Below are 17,742 nucleotides of genomic sequence, written 5' to 3'. Positions count from 1 at the left end.
GGCCCTTTTAAAAGGCAGAAGCAAACACCCTATCGCGCCGGCCGTGCCAGCATGTTTCCACGCCAGCGTTCCCATCATCCCGACCCACGTTCTAGACCGCAGCCTGCATGACGCGAATCAGATAACCTATCTGGTTATTTGTAGGAAAGTAAAAACGTGTAAAATCTACAACGCAGCCTCTTCAGTGGCCTCGGCCTTTTTGCGGCGGCGGCGGGTGAACCAGATGGCGATAAGCGCAAGTTCGTACAATATGCACAAGGGGATCGCGAGCAGCAACTGCGAGACAACATCGGGGGGCGTGAGGACGGCGGCGATGGCAAAGGCGCCGACAATGGCATAACGCCGTGCGCTCTTAAGCTGCTCCAGCGTCACAATGCCTGCCCGCTCCAACAGCATCAGCAACACCGGCAGCAAGAATGAAATGCCAAAACCAAAAATGAACTTCATCACGAAATTGAGATAATTATCGACACCCGGAAGCGCCTGTTGCTCAACACCGCCGACAGTACCGCCAAAACCCAGCAAATATTCCAGCGCGACGGGGATAGCCATGAAATAGGCCATAGACGCGCCAGTGATGAACAAAACCGGCGTTGCGAGCAAGAATGGCAGAAAAGCCCGCTTTTCTTTGCTGTAGAGGCCGGGTGCGACGAAGCGCCATAATTGCGTGGCGAACACCGGGAAAGAGAAGAAGGTGGCTGCAAAAAACGCGACCTTAATCTCGACAAAAAATGCCTCGAATATCGCGGTATAAATCAGTTTCGTCTGGCCCGACGCGAGCAAGGGTTGCACCAGAAAGCCGAAGATCGGCCGTGCGAAATAGAGACTTACGCCAAAGGCAATGGCGAGCGCCAAAAAGCTCCAGAGCAGACGACTGCGCAGCTCAATCAAATGATCAAGCAAGGGCATTTTGCTGTTGTCGATATCGCTCATGTCTTAGCTGCCGTCTCGGTGGGCGGCGATACGACGGACGTTTCTGCTATATGTGTTGCAGGGTCATCGCCGATAACATCTGCGCGTGGATCGGCGGGGTGCGCGCGCATGATGCGCTCATTTTCGGCCTTCCACTTTTTCTCAAGGTCTTCGAGTTCGGACTGGCGCACCATTTCGTCAAAGCCCGACCGAAAATGCGCCGCGACACCGCGCGCCTTACCCACCCATTTACCGACAAAGCGCAATGCCTTTGGCAAATCCTTTGGCCCAATGACCAAAAGCGCCACAAGGACGACAAGCAACAGTTCGGATGAGGCGATGTCAAACACGTCCGACCCCCGGCGTCGAGGGTAAATGATGCTTCATAGTCAATGACTTAACCTTGAGTCTTGTCAGTCTGCTTTTCAGCGTCAACCGTCGTATTTGCACCAATTTGCGGCGGCGCTTTAGGCGCTTCGTCGTCTTCGCTCATGCCCCTTTTAAAGCTTTTAATGCCTTTGGCGACGTCGCCCATCATGTCGGAAAAACGGCCCTTGCCGAACAAGAGCAACACCAAAATGCCAACAATAAGCCAGTGCCAGATGCTAAAACCACCCATTTCAAACTCCTAACGGGGCGCGCCCCGGATATTGCGACCCCTATGTCGCATTTCCTTCACCTATTTAGGCGTTGTTTTCATCAATTGCCAGTTCGCCGTCACTTTCTTCGCCTGCAAATAACATTTCACCCATTGCGCTATCAATCGGGTCCAGCAAGCCGGCAGCTTTCAGGTCTGCAATTCCCGGCAAATCCTTGCGGCTGGTCAGGCCGAAATGCGTCAGGAAACCTGCCGTCGTGGCGAAAAGTAAAGGCCGCCCCGGCACTTCGCGACGGCCAGCAGGGCGTACCCATCCTGCTTCCATCAAGACATCCAGCGTACCTTTTGAAATCTGCACGCCGCGAATGGCCTCAATCTCTGCGCGACTGACGGGTTCATGATAGGCGATGATTGCCAATGTCTCGACCGCAGCGCGGCTGAGCTTGCGGCTTTCTTCGCGTTCGCGGCGCAACAAATGTGCAAGATCAGCGGCAGTTTGGAAATGCCAAGTCTTGCCGCGCTGGACGAGTTCAATGCCGCGGCCGTCATAATGCGCTGCCAATTGCGTGAGCGCTGCCACAACATCGACGCTATCGCCGACATAGCCGCGAATTTGTTCGACGGTCATCGGCTGGTCGCTGGCGAACAAGGTTGCTTCTACCGCGCGCAGATCAGGGTCGGTTTCAGTCATCATGCTTTTTTCCGCACCATCAACGGCGCGAAGGTCGCCTCTTGCTGCAAATCGGCAACCCCACGTTTGGCAAGTTCCAAGGCCGCGACAAAGCTGGAGGCCAAAGCCGATTTACGCAAGGCCGAGTCTGCCATCGGCGGCAGAAATGCATGTATCGCAGTCCAGTCAATTGCAAGGCCAATCATGGCCGATACGCGCTCCAACGCTTGCTCCAACGTCATGACTTGGCGCTTTTTAACGATGTGCATCGCGGGCGCGGTGCGGGCGTTGATTTGGCCATAAGCGGTAATCAGTTCAAAATAATCACATTCCCACGCCCGCGCTTTGACCACGCGCAACCCCTCGGGTGTGCCGCGCAAAAACACGTCGCGGCCAATTCGGTCGCGCGCCATCAGCCGCGCGCCGCTTTCACGCATGGCGTTCAGCCGCTCCAGCCGTAATTGCAGGCGCAAAGCAAGCTCCTCCGGCGACGGATCAACCGTCGGGTCCTTCGGTAGCAACAATGCCGATTTCAGATAGGCCAACCACGCCGCCATCACCAAATAATCGGCAGCGAGCTCGAGTTTCAGCGCGCGTGCCTCATCAATGAACACCAGATATTGTTCGACCAAGGCGAGAATAGACAATTGCCGCAAATCGACCTTTTGATTGCGGGCGAGCGCGAGCAATAGGTCCAGCGGCCCTTCCCAGCCGTCAATATCGATCGTCAGAACATCGGGGCCAAATTCCGCTTTGGCAGCGCTCTCGTCGCGGAGGGCGTCCTCTGCGTCAAATAGCATCAGCTCGGTCATGCCGCGCCAGTGGCCCCGCCCGTGAGCTTTGCCTGCGTGTCGGCCAAGGCCAGCAGTTGGTCGCGCTTGTCGAGCAGTTGTGCCAGTCGGTCGGCGTTGAACGACACGGGCGCAATTGCCATCGCGCGGTCAAGGCGCGCACGGGCAGCAGCCGTAATTTCGGGCAGGTTGTTCGCAATTGCGACCATCTCATCAAAGCGACCCCAGCAATTGAGTGCAAGATCGCAACCCGCCTGTACGCAGGCCAAAGCACGGCTTGCGACATCGCCTTGCAACGCGTTCATATCGAGGTCGTCACTCATCAACAGGCCGTCGAAACCGACACGCTGGCGGATGATGTCGTCAATGACAAAGCGCGACATGGTTGCCGTGTGCGTCTTGTCCCAAACATCATAGACAACATGGCCCGTCATGCCCATCGCGGCCGTGTTGAGAGCGCGGAAGGGGGCAAGGTCTTGCTCAAGTTCCGGTGCGCTTGCGGTGACATGCGGCAAATCATGATGGGTGTCGACCGTGGCGCGGCCCTGCCCCGGCATATGCTTGACGACGCCGATGACGCCGCCCAAGGCAAGACCATCAAGGATCGCGCGGCCCAATGCCGCCACGCGCATGGGGTCACTTCCCAAAGCGCGGTCACCAATGGCGGAATGCGTGTCAGGCACGCGCACATCAAGAACGGGCAAGCAATCAACATTGATGCCGACTTCGTTGAGCGAGAGCGCAATCGCCTCTGCATTGCACCGTGCCGCCTCAATCGCGGTAATGGGCGCGATATCGTACAACGCATCAAACGCGCCGCCAGCGGGGAAGTCCGGCCAGACCGGCGGACGCATCCGCGCGACACGGCCGCCCTCTTGATCAATCAGGATCGGCACAGTGTCGCGCCCATGCAACGTCCGCAAGCTATCGGTCAGCGCGCGGACCTGCGCGCGATCTTCGATATTGCGCTTGAATAGAATATAGCCGGCTGGCTCGACATCGCGAAACAGGCGTTTTTCATCATCCGTCAGGGTCAGGCCCGATAGGCCAAATATTACCGGCTTCATGGGAGGAACGCTAAGCCCGCCGCCACCGCAAGGCAAGTATCGAGCGGCCGGATGTGGCGCTTTAGCTGTGTATAATTACCGGATAGCGCCCAGAAAATCGAGCTTGCCCACGGGCACACCCTTCATCCGCAACAGGGCATAGGCCATGCTGAGATGAAAGAAGAAATTGGGGATAGCAAAGCCGTGGACATAACTGCTGCCAGTGAAGGGAATGTCGCCGCTAGGCGTTGTCAGCACGACCTTTGCATCTTCGCGGGCTTCAAAACCATCGGGTGATGCGGCTTGTAGAAAGGATATGGCCTTGGCCACGCGAGCTTGGACATCATCAAAGGCCACCTCATCATCGGCCCAAGGTTGGTTTTCCACTTGGCCGACGCGGACCGCGACAGACTTCGCCGTATCGGTTGTCATCTGCACTTGCTTTGTCAGCGGGGCCATGTCGTCAATCAGCCGCGCATTCAGCAACTCAGTCAAATCCATGCCCTTTTCAGCGGCAAAGACCTTACCCTTTTCGAGCATGTTCGAGAGGTTTTTCAAGCCGCGAATGAAGGCAGGAATGGAGACATCGTATAAAGCAGGCATATTCTTTTCCCTTAAGGTTACTCGGCGGCATTAGGTGCAATTACCGAACGATCAAGCAATTCTCACCCGCGACCTTCAGCTTGGCGCAGAGTTGCTGTGCTTCGGTAGAATTAGCAGTGACGGCTTGCAGGCGGAAAACCGTGCGCCCGCCTTCGACATTGATTTGGGCAATTTTGCGGTTCATGCCCGCCAGAAAGCCAAAGCGTTTGTTCAGACCGGTCCATGCCGCTTCGGCCTTGGCGGAATCGCCGAACGCGCCAAGCTGCACCAACACGACATTTGCAGGCGCGCTATTGGTGGCAGCAGGGATAGTTGGCTTCGCCGCCACAGGCTCAGGTGCCGCAACCGAGTTAGCGGGCGGAACCGCAAGCACAGCGCCTGTTTTCTGCCCTTCGCTTGCGGCAAAGGCGGAATCGCCTTCACCTTCGAAGATTTTGCCCCCAGCATCCGCAGGCTTTTCCTTGTAACTGCCTTTGGGTGCAGCGATCAGTTCACCCGCGCCGTTTGCTCCGCTCGCTTGGCGCGGTTGAAGCCAATAGAGCCCCCCGGCAATCGCCATGAGCAAGACCAAACCCGCAACCACCCACAAGGTGACACTCATGGGCGATCCGTTAGCGGTAGCCGAATTACCGTCAGCGGTTTCGAGCCACGGCAAGCGATCATTGTCGTCGAGATTCAGCCCATCATCGTTGCGGTCCATCACGTCACGTCCCCAATCCCTACATGTTGTAAGCGGCTTCAACCCCCATCAGCCGCAATCCATTGCGCAGAACTTGCCCGATATTGTGCGCCATGAAAAGCCTTGCGCCTGTCATTTCGGGATTTTGTGCCAATATAAAGCGCTTATCGGGTTGGTCATTACCGAGGTTCCAATAGGCATGAAACGCTGCTGCCAAATCATTAAGATAAAATGCAATTCTGTGCGGCTCGCCTGATTTTGCGGCAGCCTCAACGATCCGTGGGAAATTTGCCGCTTCGCGGATGAGGCTGATTTCCGCATTGCCCAGCAACGCGATATGCGCGCCATCGGGACCAAGGCCTTCGAGTTCTGCCTTGCGCATGGTCGACGATATGCGCGCATGGGCATATTGCACGTAAAATACCGGATTGTCCTTTGAAGCTTCAACCACCTTGGCGAAATCAAAATCCATCTGGGCGTCGGCCTTGCGGGTCAGCATCGTAAAGCGGACAACGTCCTTACCCACTTCTTCAATGACCTCGGCCAAGGTCACGAAGCTGCCGGAGCGTTTGGACATTTTCACAGGTTCACCGCCGCGCAGCAGGCGCACCATCTGCACCAGCTTCACATCGAAATCGACCTTACCACCGGTCAGCGCATTGACCGCCGCCTTGATCCGCTTGACGGTACCCGCATGGTCCGCGCCCCAAATGTCGATCATTGCATCGACGCCTTGGCTTTTCTGGAAATGATAAGCGAGATCCGCGCCAAAATAGGTCCAGCTGCCGTTGGATTTCTTAATGGGACGGTCTTGGTCATCGCCAAATTGCGTTGACCGGAACAAGGGCAAAGTCACGGGCTCCCAATCTTCGATTTCCTTACCCTTTGGCTTTTCCAATTCGCCATCGTAAACAAGTCCGCGCGCGCGCAGTTCCTTTTCAGCGACATCGGCCTTGCCTGCCTCATGCAGCTCAGCTTCAGACGAAAACAAGTCATGATGAATGCCCAGCAAGGCCAAGTCCGCCTTGATCATCTCCATCATTTCGGCAACGGCGGCCTTGCGGAATAACGCAAGCCATTCGTGTTCTGGCGCGGCGACATATTGGTCACCAAAATGCTTTGCCAGCTGCTGACCTACGGGGACCAGATAATCACCCGGATATAGCCCTTCCGCAATTTCTATGGTCTCGCCCAGTGCCTCACGATAGCGCAAATGCGCTGACCGCGCGAGGACATCGACTTGGCCGCCCGCATCGTTGATATAATATTCGCGGATCACGCGGTAACCGGCAAATTCCAGCAATTTAGCCAAAGCATCACCGACCACAGCACCGCGGCAATGGCCCATATGCATGGGGCCAGTCGGGTTAGCGGATACATATTCAATATTCACCGACTTGCCATCGCCCAAATGCGACCGCCCATAATCATCGCCCGAGGCCGCCATAGCGCGCAACTCATCAAGCCATGCCGACGCATCGAGCCGCAAGTTAAGGAACCCAGGCCCGGCAATTTCAACCGATAGAACGCCCAGAACCTTCGCCAGTTCAACTGACAAAGCCTCCGCCAAGGCGCGCGGGTTGGTTCCGGCGGGTTTCGCCAGCACCATTGCCGCATTGGTAGAGATATCGCCATGGGTCGCATCACGCGGCGGCTCGACCGTTACATTGCTACGGTCCAAATCCGCCGGCAAGGCTCCGAGCGCCACAAGTGCGTTCAGCGCATGGTCGACATGCGCTGCATATTGTTCAAAAAGAGTCATGACTGTGCCTTGAAATTAACGCGGATCAACGCGTGACATTGTAACGCAGCTGATCTTCGGTCAGCTGAAATCCGATGAGTATTTCAAAGCTTGATCGGACAACCGCCGCGCGCACTTCGGGATCGGCCATGGGGTCAAGCGCTGCGTCGGGGTCCCCTGGCTTGCGCTTCTTGGTGATTTTCTGGACGATTTCGGCGTGCAAGCTGGCCGCGTTCTTGTCGATATAGCCAGCGGCTTGCGCCTGAGCCGATGCGCGTTGCTGGCCATCGGCGAATTGCAATGTCACTTGACCGACACGCTTTGCAATAACGGCGCTCCCGCCTTGAACCACCGTATTGAAATAAGGCACGGTTAAGGTGCGGCTGCCGCGCACATCGCTCCGCCGCGCTTGCACATCGAATGTCGCCTGCGAAAAGATTTTCTCGCCGCTTTCGTTGCACGTGGGGCGAATATTGGTGATCGTCGCAACCACGTCGATAGCGTCGGCGTCCGTGCTGTTCGTTGGGTTGAAAATGGTAATGTCACCCGTGCCGTCGGGCACCGCAACCGTTGGGCAGCCCGAGCGCGTGACATTTACCCCAACACCAGCAGCGACATCCAGATCGCCCTCGCGTGAGCAACCGGCCAAAGTAGCTGCGGCAATACCGATGGTCAGGGCTTTGGCGGCAAAGTTCATAAAGGACAATCCTCGGGGTTCTTAGGCTTGGGTCGCGGGTGCGAAACGTGATTTGGTCCTTATCCCCCCATCGCGGCCTGCGCAACAGGGGAAAGGTCTTGGCGGATGCAGCGACTTTATCTAAAGAAGATGTCGCATGACTGAACAATCAACTCCAAAAAAATCGATCCGGCTGCTTTTGGCCGCGCCCCGTGGTTTTTGCGCTGGCGTTGACCGAGCCATCCAGATCGTCGAGCTTGCGCTCGAACAACATGGCGCGCCAGTCTATGTCCGCCACGAAATCGTTCACAACCGTTATGTGGTCGACAGCCTAAAAGCCAAAGGCGCGGTCTTTGTCGAAGAGCTCGACGAAGTGCCCGATGGTTGCCATGTCGTATTTTCCGCACATGGAGTGCCCAAATCGGTGCCCGCCAATGCGCAACAACGCGGTCTCGCCTATTTCGATGCGACCTGCCCCTTGGTTTCAAAAGTCCACAAGCAAGCCGAACGACAGGTTGAGGCCGGCCGCCATATCATTTTTGTGGGCCATGAAGGACATCCCGAAGTCATCGGTACCTTTGGCCAAGTGCCCATTGGCGCGATGACTTTAGTCGAAACCGCCGACGATGCGCGTTCAATTGCGCCCGCAGACCAGAATAATCTCGCATTTTTGACGCAAACGACATTGTCGGTGGATGATACATCGGAAATCGTGGGGATCCTTCAACAACGTTTCCCCAATATCGTCGGGCCAAAGGGCGAGGACATTTGTTACGCCACCTCCAACCGTCAAGAATCGGTCAAAGCGATTGCGCCTAAATGTGACCTTGTCCTTGTTATCGGCGCGCCAAACAGCTCAAACTCCCAGCGTCTGGTTGAGGTTGCCGCGCGTTCCGGCGCGAAGGCCTATCTGGTGCAGCGCGCCGAAGAGATTAGCCTCAACTGGTTTGATGAAGTCAAAACGCTCGGCTTGACCGCAGGTGCGTCGGCCCCTGAAGTTTTGGTGCGTGAGATTATTGACGCACTCGCATTGCATTTCGATTTGGATGAGCAGCAGGTGACGACTGCAGAAGAGACTGTCACGTTCAAACTGCCCCGCGAACTGGTTGGCGCGGCGAGCTGATTTGGCGGTTTATACGCAGTTAGGGCCGCAGCAGGTTGATGCATTGCTGGCGCATTATGATGTCGGCAAACTTGTCGCGTTGAAGGGCATTGCCGAGGGCGTCGAAAACAGCAATTTCTTCGTGCAAACAACGCAATGCCGTTTCATCCTGACTTTATATGAAACCCGCGTAAACCCTGATGATCTGCCGTTTTTCTACGCCCTGCTGAAACATTTGCATGATGCAGGGTGCAAAGTGCCACAGTTTATCACGGATCGTGACGGCCAATGGCTTCAGACGGTGGCAGGCCGCCCGGCTTGCTTAATTGAGTTTCTCGATGGCGTATCCGTCACCGAGCCGACGCCGGCACAAGCACATTCGACCGGCGCGGCATTGGGCCATATGCATAAGGCGCTCGCCAATTTCACTTTGACGCGCCCCAATAGCCTTGGCGTTGCGGCATGGCGGCCATTGGCGATGCGTTGCACCGTTGACGGCCTTGAATCCATTGCGGCAGGCCTGTCGGCGCGGGTGCTTGCCGAGTGTGATTATCTCGAGGCGCATTGGCCAAATAATCTACCCGTCGCGGGGATCCATGCCGATCTGTTTCCGGACAATGTCCTGATGCTGGGCGACCATGTCAGTGGGCTAATAGACTTTTATTTCGCCTGCACGGAAATCCGCGCTTATGATTTGGCAGTGACCCATAGCGCATGGTGCTTTTCCAATGATGGCGCCGCTTTTGATGCAGAGGTGAGCGCCGGCATGTTGTCGGGCTATGCCGATTGCATGCCCTTGGACGCGGCAACGCGGAAGGCTTTGCCTATATTGCTACGTGGTGCATGTTTGCGGTTTCTGCTCACACGTTGCTATGACTGGATTAACACGCCTGCAAATGCGCTTGTAACGCGCAAAGACCCGATGGCTTTCCTGCGCCGACTGGATTTTTACAGCGACGGCAAGCAAGTTGAAAACATGTTGGGGCAACATTCTTGAAACAGCTTGAGGTATTTACCGATGGCGCGTGCAAGGGCAACCCCGGGCCGGGCGGTTGGGGCGCTGTAATCCGCTATGGCAAGCATGAAAAAGAAATTTCGGGCGGCGATCCCGACACCACCAATAACCGGATGGAGCTTTCTGCTGCGATACAGGCGCTCAAAATCCTGATCGAGCCGTGCCATGTCAAACTGCACACCGACAGCAAATATGTCCTCGATGGAATCACCAAATGGATCCATGGCTGGCAACGCAATGGATGGAAAAACGCATCCAAGCAGCCCGTCCGCAATGCCGATTTATGGCGTGATTTGATCGATGCCGTTGCCCGGCATCAGGTCGAGTGGATTTGGGTGAAAGGCCATAATGGCCACCCTGAAAATGAACGCGCCGACCGGCTGGCAAGTGACGCGGCGGAGGTTGCGGCGCAGCGTTAAAGAAACCGCGATGGTGTGTAGACTGCCGCGTCGACCTTGGACGGCGCGACGATAGCGTCATCGAGCAATGACCCAGCAAGCTGTGCTGCGGCGGGTGCGGTCTGGATTCCAAATCCGCCCTGCCCTGCGAACCAGAAAAACGCGTCATTCGCCTTATCGCGGCCAATGACGGGCAATCGATCCGGTGCGAAACTGCGCAGCCCGGCCCATTTATGTTCGACGCGCTGAATGTCCCAATCGACCACGGTCTGCAGGCGATCAATGGCGGTGGCGATGTCCAATTCCTCAGGCGCAGCGTCGCAAGCCGGGGTTGCAGTTTCGTCATGCGGGCTAAGCCATAAGCGGCCGCCCGCATCGGGCTTGAAGTAAAAGCTACCGTCCAACCCAATAACCAAAGGCAAGTCTGCCGGAACATCTGGCGACACGACCAATTGTGCGATAGTGCGGCGATAGGGTTGGATGCCCAAGGGCCGGACCTGCGCCAACCGCGCCACGTCATCGGCCCATGCGCCCGCCGCGTTAATGATGATTTTTGCCGCGCAGTTCAGGCTGCCTGCTGCGATCTGCCATGCGCCATTTCGCCAATTCGCGGCATGCAGGCGACTGTTGCAGAATAGCGCTGTGCCTTGTCGTTTGGCTTGGCGCAAATACGCGGCGTGGAGCGCGGCAACGTCAATGTCGCAACAATCTGGCTCCCAAAGACCATGTGTCCAATCGCTGCGTAGTCCGGGGACACGCGTTTCAACTGCAGCGCGATCATTGACGTCGATCTGCACGCCGCTGGCCGCGAATTCGGTGAGCATATTCTCTGCCATCGGCGTCTGTTCCAATGTGCCGATGTGCAGCGCGCCGCGCTTGTGCATCAATGGGCCGTCATGGAAATCCGCAGGTGGCTTGGCCAGAAACGGGCCCGAAGCGGTGGTAAGCGGCTGAACCCCCGGCCCGCCATAGCACTCGACCCAAAAAGCCGCGGATCGACCCGTCGAATGATAACCGGGATGGGCCTCGGCCTCGATCAATACCACCGATGCCCGCGCGGACAATTGGGCCGCAAGGCTTGCGCCAGCAATACCGGCCCCAATAATCGCAAAGTCAAAGTCGCTCATGGTCGCGGTGCGTTGGCTTCCAGAAAGCTGTCGATCCGTGCAAGGCACTGGTCACGCACGGGATCTGCCTCTCGCAACAATTCATGCGCGGCTTCCTTGCCGAAGATCAGCGTCTCTGCATGTGGCAAGCGCTTGCTGTCGGCGATCACGCGCGGGGTGCTAACCAATTGATCGGCGGTGGTCGCGAGCAGCAAGATAGGCGTCTTTACCGCCTCCAACAGACCTGGCGCTTCCAACATGCGGATCGATGCAATCGCGCGTTCGATCCAATGCCAGCTTGGCGGGCCTAATTTGACATTCGGGCGCGATTTCCACCAAGCGATTTCGTCTTCGTAACGGTCGTCATCATGTGTCAACATTTTGCCACGCATCTCCATGGGCGACATCGGCTTCTCGCTGACTTTCCACGCGGCATCCTCGCCCTTGCCGATTTTGACCATTAGCTTGGCAAAAGCGTGGTTCAGGGCCAGCGGCAGGCCGCCGGTTTGAATGCCCAACATCGGCGCGCTCAACACGACCGCGTCAGGGTCCATCGCCTGTTCCACCAAAGCACGCATGGCCAGTTGTCCGCCCATGCTGTGTGCCATAACAACATGCGGGCCGGGCGTTTCCCTTTTCCAAGCACTCCAGAAATACCGCAGGTCGGCAATCCAAGTTGCGAAATCATCGATATGGCCAACATGCGGGTCCGCCAATAGCCGTCCGGATTCGCCCTGCCCGCGCCAGTCGATCGCCGTTACGCGCCAGCCGGCATCGGCATAATAGGCCAGCGTCTCCAAATATTTCTCATAATGGTCGCCGCGCCCCGGTAGGAACAATAATGACCCGCGCGGCGGGTTTGCCCCCTGCCAATCAATACGGCGAATGGCCCATTGGTCGGCGGCATGCCAGATGCTTTCCACCGCTTCAGCCGGAATGATGCGTCGGTTCATTGGTGTGTTGGTTATGGGCATGGCCGTCTTTCGTAATATATGCGGTATGGATATTTAAGTGGGGAGTGCATTCCCCTTCAACTTTTACGGACGGTCTGCTCAATAGCGCCAAAGATGCTGTGTCCGGCCTTGTCGAGCACTTCAATCCGCACAACATCGCCGTCCTTCAGGAATGGTGTCGCCATGTCGCCCGTCTGGATTTTCTCGACCATGCGGACTTCGGCCAAACAGCTATAGCCCAAGCCGCCAGCGGCGACGGGCTTGCCAGGACCGCCATCGGCATCACGGTTGGATACTGTGCCCGAACCGATAATCGACCCTGCCCCGATATTGCGCGTCTTGGCGAGATGCGCGATCAAAGTTCCAAAATCAAAGGTGCAATCGTCCGAAGCCACCGCGCGTCCAAATGCCTCACCATTAAGGTCAACATTCAATGGACGGTGCAGCTTTCCATCCTTCCAATAGTCGCCAAGGCTGTCCGGCGTGACGAACACCGGCGATAAAGCGCTGGCGGGTTTCGATTGAACAAAGCCAAAGCCCTTTTCCAACTCGGCAGGGATCAGATTACGTAAGGACACATCATTCACAAGGCCAACCAGCCGGACATGAGACAAGGCGTCCGCCGGCGATGTTCCTTGCGGCACATCGCCCGTCACCACAACAATCTCCGCCTCCAAGTCACATCCCCAGGCTTCGTCGGCCAAGGAGATGTCGTCGCGCGCGCCCATGAATGCGTCTGATCCGCCCTGATACATTAATGGGTCATGCCAGAAACTTTCCGGCAAAACGGCGCCCCGCGCTTTGCGGACCAATTCGACATGATTGACATAAGCCGAACCGTCCGCCCATTGATAGGCGCGCGGCAAAGGTGCGGCGGCGTCATGTTCGTGGAAACGTTGACGCGGAATGACAGCATGTTCAAGATCTGTCGCCAGCGCTTGCAACCGGGGCGCAAACTCTTCCCAATCGTCAAGGGCGGCCTGCAACGTCGGGACGATATGCGCGGCATCGGCGTACCAAGCAAGATTGTCCGACACGACAACCAGATGTCCGTCACGGCCCGACTTCAATGATGCAAGTTTCATGGGTTTTCTCCGGCTTTTGTCCATCATGCAACGATATTGCAGTTGCGGCAACTGCAACTCTGCGTTTAGACATAGCGACATGGCAAATAAGAACGCCAAATTGCGGTTGGTTCAGGCAGGAGCGATGGCGCTTTCGTTGCTCGTCACTGGCTCTGCCTTTAGCCAGCAACAGGGCTTTAACACGGTCGAAGCAGCCAAAAACGGTTGGTTTGCAGAACAGAAGCGGTCAGCGACTTGGTATCTGGCGCAGCACAAAAAACTGTCCACTGCGATCAATGCGTTGCAACCGCAAAGGCCGGGAGTCGTTGACGCTTATGTGGTCTCCATTGGCCTCGATTCCGACGCGGTCTTTGCGCGCGAGTCTGCTGAAGCCGCAAAGATATTGGCGCGGCGTTATGGGGCGACGGGTCGCACTGTATATTTGGCCGCAGGCGGCGACGATAAAGCCACAGGCGCGCCGCAAGGGTCGCCCTCAAACCTCGCCACAGCATTGGCCGCGATTGCCGACAAGATGGACACAAAGGAAGATGTCCTCATCCTATTCGCCACCAGCCATGGCGACCCTTTGTCGGGCCTTGCCTATCGTGACAAGGACAATGCTGCGGGCATGATAGCGCCGCAAGGGCTTGCCGATTTGCTCGACGGTATCGGTGTCAAGCGCCGCATGGTGCTGCTATCGGCCTGCTATTCTGGGATTTTCATTCCGTTGCTGACCAATGATCAGACCGTTATCGTAACGGCCGCATCATCGCAGCGCACTTCATTCGGCTGCGCGCCGGGCAATGACTGGACCTTTTTTGGCGATGCCTTGATGAACCACGCCTTACGCAAACCGCAGAAATTTGACGCGGCCATTGCCGAAGCCACCGGGCTCATTATGCAATGGGAAAACACTTTGGCGCTAAAGCCATCACGGCCACAGGTTTTCATCGGAGAAAATGCGCGGATTTGGCTGGATGTGCTGGAGAATAAGATGCCCACAACGGCCAGTGCGAAGGTCGGACGTCCTGCGATATCGAACAATTGAGATTATCGCAAACTCAACCCAGCTCGGCGACCCGCAGACGTAATTGCGCCAACATCGCCTCCAGCAACTTGGCCTCACCGCTGCCTAATATCTTCTCAAGCTCGGCCTCTAACGCCAGCGCCTCCGGTACAATTTGGTCGTACAAATCGCGGCCTGCAGGCGTGAGCGCCAGATGATGTGAGCGGCCATCCGACATGTTCGGCACACGGCTAATAAGGCTGCGGTCTTCCAACGTCTTGCACGCGCGGTTCACGGTTACCTTGTCCATCGCGGTTGCGGAAACCAACTGCCGCTGGGTTGCCACATCGCTTTCACCCAACAGCGCCATGACACGCCATTCCGGCACCTTGAGCGCAAATTTGCCACGATAGGCGCGCGCGATCAGGTCACTGACCGCGTTCGATGTGATGGATAATTGATAGGGCAAAAACGCACGGAGCGTCAGTTTTTGGTTTGGCATCAGTCGGGCTTCACTTGGTCAGGATGCGCCGCAGCAAAAGCCGGCAGCGCAGTCAGCGCGGCATCCATCCGCAATAGCTTGGGAAAGGCATGCAGCGGCGTATCCACGCGGCGGGCATTCGCCATTTGCGGCACCAGGCAGACATCAGCCAAATTCGGCAAGTCACCGCCAAATAAGCCATGTTCGGGGGCCATAGCCTCCAACGCCGTGAAGCCTTCGGTTATCCAGTGCCGGTACCATTGGTCGACAGCCTCTTGCGATTGGCCCATCTGATCCTTCAGATATCGCAACACGCGCAAATTATCGATGGGATGTATGTCGGCAGCAATGATCAACGCTTGCGCCAATGTCTTCGCGCGCTCTGTCGGATTGGACGACACCATCGCGGGGTCGGGATATACCGCATCGAGATAATCAATAATCGCCAAGCTCTGCGTCAGATCATGCCCGTCTATAGACAATGTGGGCACAAAGCCTTGGGGATTACGCGCCACATAATCAGGCGCCCTTTGGGCATTGTCCAGCAGGCTGGTTGGCACGCGCGTGTACGGAACATTTTTAAGGTTCAGCACAATGCGCACGCGATAGCTGGCGGAAGAACGCCAATAATCGAACAGGACAATCTCATTCATGCGTTAGGCAATTAGCACGGCACTAGCAAAAGGCAAAAGCATTGCAGCTTGCTAATCTGCCGTTTATGCTAGTCTCAAAAGCGAAGGACCAAATATGCACCACGCAACGAAATGGATAATCGCCGCCGTAATCTGCGCGGCAATTCCGGCGCAAGCCGCCGCGCCAATTTCTGGGCGCTGGATCACACAAAGCAAGGACGGTGTGGTCGAAGTGTACCAATGTGGCGCGGCATTATGCGGGAAGCTCGTGAAGTTTCTTGTCAACCCACCAGCAGGTGCAGGCGCGAAGGATGTGAACAATCCCGATAAAGCGCTACGCAACCGAACGATATTGGGCATGAATGTCCTGACGGGATTTAAGTCGGACGGCAAAGAATGGAAGGGCCAGATTTACGATCCGAAGTCAGGCAAAACCTATCGCTCAATCGTCTATAAGGGCAACTCAGGTAATCTGGTCGTCAAAGGATGTATTGGACCCTTTTGTCAGGCGCAGACATGGACCCCCACAAGCTAAGGGGTAGAACAGCTTAAATCCACCTTGCAGCGCTGATTATGCGCGTAATTTCCATCCAGAGCGCAGCAAGAGATAGCAGATAAGCCCCAACACCCCATTGATGCCCAATAGCAGTAATGCGCCAAACATCACCGGGCTATCCGCGCTGCCGATAAAGCCATAGCGGAAGCCCGAAATCGCGTAGAAAAACGGGTTGGCGTGGCTGATAGCCTGAAAAACGGGCGACAGTTTATCGACCGAATAGAAAGTACCCGACAGCAAAGCCGCAGGCGCGACGATGAAGTTGCTGACCGCTGCGGTATGATCAAACTTTTCCGCCCAGATCGAGGTCATAACGCCAATAAGCGAAAGCATCATGGCCCCCATCAACCCGAACCACAAAACCGCCCAATAATGCACCGGCGTGACGTGGACACCGGGCCAGAATAGCATGGCGAGCCATATCGTTCCGCCAACCAGAAACGCCCGTGTCACCGCCGCCGCCGTGAGCGCGGCTAAAACCTCCGCATTGGACAAAGGCGGCATCAGATAATCCACAATCGTACCCTGAATTTTACCGACCAGCAGTGAGAAGCTCGAGTTCGCAAACGCGTTCTGCATCATCCCCATGATGATCAGGCCAGGCGCGATAAAATCTGCAAATGACACGCCAAGCACAATTGGCTTAACTGAGCCCAAAGCGACGGTGAAGATAATCAGATAGAGCAAGGTTGTAATGGACGGGGCCCACACGGTTTGCATCTGCACCTTGAAAAAGCGGCGAACCTCTTTCATGTACAAGGTTTGCAGCCCGACCCAGTTTACATTGCGGATATGCCGTTCGCCGTCGGGCAGTTGCACAATGGGATTAGCATCCCTATCTTGGCCTATATTGCTTTTATGGTGGATAGTCATCGCGCAATCGACTATCGGCTTGCAACGATAACCGCAAGGCGCAATCGCGTCATGCACGCGGCAAATAAAACTCGTTATTGGAATTGCATTTATGTCCTGGACCGACCAGCGGATTGATCATTTAAAGGCGCTTTGGGACAAAGGCCTAACAGCAAGCCAGATTGCAGATGAACTTGGCGGGGTCAGCCGCAATGCCGTGATTGGCAAGGCCCACCGTTTGGGCCTAAAATCACGCCCTTCCCCTGTTAAGTCCAATGACCCCGATAAAAAAGCTGCGCCGAAAAAGGCTGCACCTGCTCCGGCAAAGGCGCCTGCCGCCGCTGCGCCAGCGCGCTTGCGGCCATCCGCCCCAGCCGCTGAACCCATTGCCCCCATGCGCGCAGATGATAATGCTTTAGAGGCTCCTGTGTCGCGCGCGTCGGCGATGCCGCGTATCGTATCGATTGGACCGGGCGGTTTCATGCGTCAGGGTCCCGGAGATCAACAAGCGCCCATCCCGCCTGCCCCGCCACGCCGCCTTGTGCCCGCAAAACCAAGCCCCGAAATGGCGGACAAAACGTCCTTGCTGGATTTGAACGAGCGTATTTGCCGCTGGCCGCTCGGCCACCCCGGCGAAGCGGATTTCCATTTCTGCGGTGTGCCGGTAAACTCCGGTTTTCCATATTGCGTCGAACATTGCGGCCGCGCCTATCAGGCGCAGCTTCCACGCGGTGTGCGTCGTCCTCCACCCCCCATGCCATTCGGTGGACCACGCGTCCGTTAAGGACCGGAAACGAAATATCCACAGGCGATTTTCAAAGCTTTGCGCTCTTGCTTGCGCGGGTGACTCTCCCATGCCTA

General features: G+C 56.5%; 22 protein-coding genes. 6 read left to right on the top strand and 16 right to left on the bottom strand.

The features are described from left to right. Positions 1-165: 165 nt before the first annotated feature. The 10 genes from tatC to Q0O33_RS05535 all read right to left on the bottom strand — a co-directional run bounded on the left by tatC (position 166) and on the right by Q0O33_RS05535 (position 7,737). Positions 166-933, bottom strand: coding sequence for a twin-arginine translocase subunit TatC (gene tatC / locus Q0O33_RS05580; protein ID WP_295497157.1), 768 nt, complete (start codon positions 931-933; stop codon positions 166-168). Next, positions 930-1,262 (bottom strand): Sec-independent protein translocase protein TatB, encoded by a 333-nt coding sequence (tatB, locus tag Q0O33_RS05575; RefSeq protein WP_295497155.1) that lies wholly within the window; start codon positions 1,260-1,262, stop codon positions 930-932. Before tatB ends, tatC begins: the two co-directional genes overlap by 4 nt. A gap of 47 nt (positions 1,263-1,309) precedes the next feature. Then, positions 1,310-1,531, bottom strand: coding sequence for a twin-arginine translocase TatA/TatE family subunit (locus Q0O33_RS05570; protein ID WP_295497153.1), 222 nt, complete (start codon positions 1,529-1,531; stop codon positions 1,310-1,312). A gap of 64 nt (positions 1,532-1,595) precedes the next feature. After that, complete coding sequence (scpB, locus tag Q0O33_RS05565; RefSeq protein WP_295497151.1) at positions 1,596-2,204, bottom strand: SMC-Scp complex subunit ScpB; 609 nt, start codon at positions 2,202-2,204, stop codon at positions 1,596-1,598. After that, positions 2,201-2,980, bottom strand: coding sequence for a ScpA family protein (locus Q0O33_RS05560; RefSeq protein WP_295497167.1), 780 nt, complete (start codon positions 2,978-2,980; stop codon positions 2,201-2,203). The genes scpB and Q0O33_RS05560 overlap by 4 nt, the downstream gene beginning before the upstream one ends. Positions 2,981-2,988: 8 nt before the next feature. Further along, positions 2,989-4,038, bottom strand: coding sequence for a beta-N-acetylhexosaminidase (nagZ, locus tag Q0O33_RS05555; protein ID WP_295497149.1), 1,050 nt, complete (start codon positions 4,036-4,038; stop codon positions 2,989-2,991). Positions 4,039-4,113: 75 nt separating this feature from the next. Continuing rightward, on the bottom strand, positions 4,114-4,620 hold the full coding sequence (locus tag Q0O33_RS05550; RefSeq protein WP_295497147.1) for a DUF1993 domain-containing protein: 507 nt from the start codon (positions 4,618-4,620) through the stop codon (positions 4,114-4,116). 40 nt (positions 4,621-4,660) lie between these two features. After that, positions 4,661-5,320 carry an SPOR domain-containing protein gene (locus Q0O33_RS05545; protein ID WP_295497165.1) on the bottom strand — a complete coding sequence of 220 codons (660 nt, stop codon included), beginning with the start codon at positions 5,318-5,320 and terminating at the stop codon, positions 4,661-4,663. Between the two features lie 19 nt (positions 5,321-5,339). Then, complete coding sequence (gene argS, locus Q0O33_RS05540; protein WP_295497145.1) at positions 5,340-7,061, bottom strand: arginine--tRNA ligase; 1,722 nt, start codon at positions 7,059-7,061, stop codon at positions 5,340-5,342. Positions 7,062-7,086: 25 nt separating this feature from the next. Then, entirely contained in the window at positions 7,087-7,737 is a 651-nt protein-coding gene (locus Q0O33_RS05535; protein WP_295497143.1) for a hypothetical protein, read from the bottom strand. Positions 7,738-7,873: 136 nt separating this feature from the next. Between Q0O33_RS05535 and ispH the strand changes: the two genes are divergently transcribed. From ispH to rnhA, 3 genes are read left to right on the top strand one after another with little or no spacing between them, the layout of a single operon-like run. Next, entirely contained in the window at positions 7,874-8,839 is a 966-nt protein-coding gene (gene ispH / locus Q0O33_RS05530; protein WP_295497141.1) for a 4-hydroxy-3-methylbut-2-enyl diphosphate reductase, read from the top strand. A gap of 1 nt (position 8,840) precedes the next feature. Continuing rightward, a complete protein-coding gene (gene thrB / locus Q0O33_RS05525) occupies positions 8,841-9,815 on the top strand; it encodes a homoserine kinase (protein WP_295497139.1) in 975 nt (324 codons plus the stop codon). Continuing rightward, a complete protein-coding gene (gene rnhA / locus Q0O33_RS05520) occupies positions 9,812-10,252 on the top strand; it encodes a ribonuclease HI (protein WP_295497137.1) in 441 nt (146 codons plus the stop codon). The genes thrB and rnhA overlap by 4 nt, the downstream gene beginning before the upstream one ends. On the opposite strand, the gene Q0O33_RS05515 is transcribed toward rnhA, so the two are convergent. The 3 genes from Q0O33_RS05515 to Q0O33_RS05505 form a co-directional block, all read right to left on the bottom strand. Beyond that, positions 10,249-11,358, bottom strand: a complete 1,110-nt coding sequence (locus Q0O33_RS05515; RefSeq protein WP_295497136.1) for an FAD-dependent oxidoreductase — start codon at positions 11,356-11,358, stop codon at positions 10,249-10,251. The two genes, rnhA and Q0O33_RS05515, sit on opposite strands and share 4 nt — an antisense overlap. Beyond that, positions 11,355-12,290, bottom strand: a complete 936-nt coding sequence (locus Q0O33_RS05510; protein WP_295497135.1) for an alpha/beta hydrolase — start codon at positions 12,288-12,290, stop codon at positions 11,355-11,357. The genes Q0O33_RS05515 and Q0O33_RS05510 overlap by 4 nt, the downstream gene beginning before the upstream one ends. Positions 12,291-12,367: 77 nt before the next feature. Next, complete coding sequence (locus Q0O33_RS05505; protein ID WP_295497133.1) at positions 12,368-13,375, bottom strand: fumarylacetoacetate hydrolase family protein; 1,008 nt, start codon at positions 13,373-13,375, stop codon at positions 12,368-12,370. Between the two features lie 79 nt (positions 13,376-13,454). Here Q0O33_RS05505 and Q0O33_RS05500 point away from each other — a divergent pair, with 79 nt between their 5' ends. Further along, positions 13,455-14,402, top strand: a complete 948-nt coding sequence (locus tag Q0O33_RS05500; RefSeq protein WP_295497131.1) for a C13 family peptidase — start codon at positions 13,455-13,457, stop codon at positions 14,400-14,402. A 13-nt stretch (positions 14,403-14,415) separates the two neighbouring features. On the opposite strand, the gene Q0O33_RS05495 is transcribed toward Q0O33_RS05500, so the two are convergent. Continuing rightward, positions 14,416-14,862, bottom strand: a complete 447-nt coding sequence (locus Q0O33_RS05495; protein WP_295497129.1) for a MarR family winged helix-turn-helix transcriptional regulator — start codon at positions 14,860-14,862, stop codon at positions 14,416-14,418. Then, positions 14,862-15,494: a maleylacetoacetate isomerase gene (maiA, locus tag Q0O33_RS05490; RefSeq protein ID WP_295497127.1), complete on the bottom strand. Its 633-nt coding sequence runs from the start codon at positions 15,492-15,494 to the stop codon at positions 14,862-14,864. The genes Q0O33_RS05495 and maiA overlap by 1 nt, the downstream gene beginning before the upstream one ends. A gap of 94 nt (positions 15,495-15,588) precedes the next feature. Between maiA and Q0O33_RS05485 the strand changes: the two genes are divergently transcribed. Beyond that, the gene (locus Q0O33_RS05485) at positions 15,589-16,008 is read left to right on the top strand and encodes a DUF2147 domain-containing protein (protein ID WP_295497125.1); all 420 of its coding nucleotides are present in this window, start codon (positions 15,589-15,591) and stop codon (positions 16,006-16,008) included. Between the two features lie 36 nt (positions 16,009-16,044). On the opposite strand, the gene Q0O33_RS05480 is transcribed toward Q0O33_RS05485, so the two are convergent. Continuing rightward, a complete protein-coding gene (locus Q0O33_RS05480; protein WP_295497122.1) occupies positions 16,045-16,848 on the bottom strand; it encodes an ABC transporter permease in 804 nt (267 codons plus the stop codon). Between the two features lie 145 nt (positions 16,849-16,993). Here Q0O33_RS05480 and Q0O33_RS05475 point away from each other — a divergent pair, with 145 nt between their 5' ends. After that, positions 16,994-17,665 carry a GcrA family cell cycle regulator gene (locus tag Q0O33_RS05475; protein WP_295497119.1) on the top strand — a complete coding sequence of 224 codons (672 nt, stop codon included), beginning with the start codon at positions 16,994-16,996 and terminating at the stop codon, positions 17,663-17,665. Positions 17,666-17,742 lie beyond the last annotated feature (77 nt).

Origin of the sequence: Sphingorhabdus sp. EL138 (assembly GCF_945862485.1) — a bacterium.
GTDB lineage: Bacteria > Pseudomonadota > Alphaproteobacteria > Sphingomonadales > Sphingomonadaceae > Sphingorhabdus_B.
This window is presented reverse-complemented; position numbering and strand designations above follow the sequence as displayed.

Excerpts from the sequence above, each read along its gene's own strand:
- tatC (WP_295497157.1), bottom strand. The coding sequence starts at position 933 with ATGAGCGATATCGACAACAGCAAAATGCCCTTGCTTGATCATTTGATT.
- Q0O33_RS05570 (WP_295497153.1), bottom strand. The coding sequence starts at position 1,531 with ATGGGTGGTTTTAGCATCTGGCACTGGCTTATTGTTGGCATTTTGGTG.
- scpB (WP_295497151.1), bottom strand. The coding sequence starts at position 2,204 with ATGATGACTGAAACCGACCCTGATCTGCGCGCGGTAGAAGCAACCTTG.
- Q0O33_RS05560 (WP_295497167.1), bottom strand. The coding sequence starts at position 2,980 with ATGCTATTTGACGCAGAGGACGCCCTCCGCGACGAGAGCGCTGCCAAA.
- nagZ (WP_295497149.1), bottom strand. The coding sequence starts at position 4,038 with ATGAAGCCGGTAATATTTGGCCTATCGGGCCTGACCCTGACGGATGAT.
- Q0O33_RS05550 (WP_295497147.1), bottom strand. The coding sequence starts at position 4,620 with ATGCCTGCTTTATACGATGTCTCCATTCCTGCCTTCATTCGCGGCTTG.
- Q0O33_RS05545 (WP_295497165.1), bottom strand. The coding sequence starts at position 5,320 with ATGGACCGCAACGATGATGGGCTGAATCTCGACGACAATGATCGCTTG.
- argS (WP_295497145.1), bottom strand. The coding sequence starts at position 7,061 with ATGACTCTTTTTGAACAATATGCAGCGCATGTCGACCATGCGCTGAAC.
- Q0O33_RS05535 (WP_295497143.1), bottom strand. The coding sequence starts at position 7,737 with ATGAACTTTGCCGCCAAAGCCCTGACCATCGGTATTGCCGCAGCTACT.
- ispH (WP_295497141.1), top strand. The coding sequence starts at position 7,874 with ATGACTGAACAATCAACTCCAAAAAAATCGATCCGGCTGCTTTTGGCC.
- Q0O33_RS05515 (WP_295497136.1), bottom strand. The coding sequence starts at position 11,358 with ATGAGCGACTTTGACTTTGCGATTATTGGGGCCGGTATTGCTGGCGCA.
- Q0O33_RS05510 (WP_295497135.1), bottom strand. The coding sequence starts at position 12,290 with ATGAACCGACGCATCATTCCGGCTGAAGCGGTGGAAAGCATCTGGCAT.
- Q0O33_RS05505 (WP_295497133.1), bottom strand. The coding sequence starts at position 13,375 with ATGAAACTTGCATCATTGAAGTCGGGCCGTGACGGACATCTGGTTGTC.
- Q0O33_RS05500 (WP_295497131.1), top strand. The coding sequence starts at position 13,455 with ATGGCAAATAAGAACGCCAAATTGCGGTTGGTTCAGGCAGGAGCGATG.
- Q0O33_RS05495 (WP_295497129.1), bottom strand. The coding sequence starts at position 14,862 with ATGCCAAACCAAAAACTGACGCTCCGTGCGTTTTTGCCCTATCAATTA.
- maiA (WP_295497127.1), bottom strand. The coding sequence starts at position 15,494 with ATGAATGAGATTGTCCTGTTCGATTATTGGCGTTCTTCCGCCAGCTAT.
- Q0O33_RS05485 (WP_295497125.1), top strand. The coding sequence starts at position 15,589 with ATGCACCACGCAACGAAATGGATAATCGCCGCCGTAATCTGCGCGGCA.
- Q0O33_RS05475 (WP_295497119.1), top strand. The coding sequence starts at position 16,994 with ATGTCCTGGACCGACCAGCGGATTGATCATTTAAAGGCGCTTTGGGAC.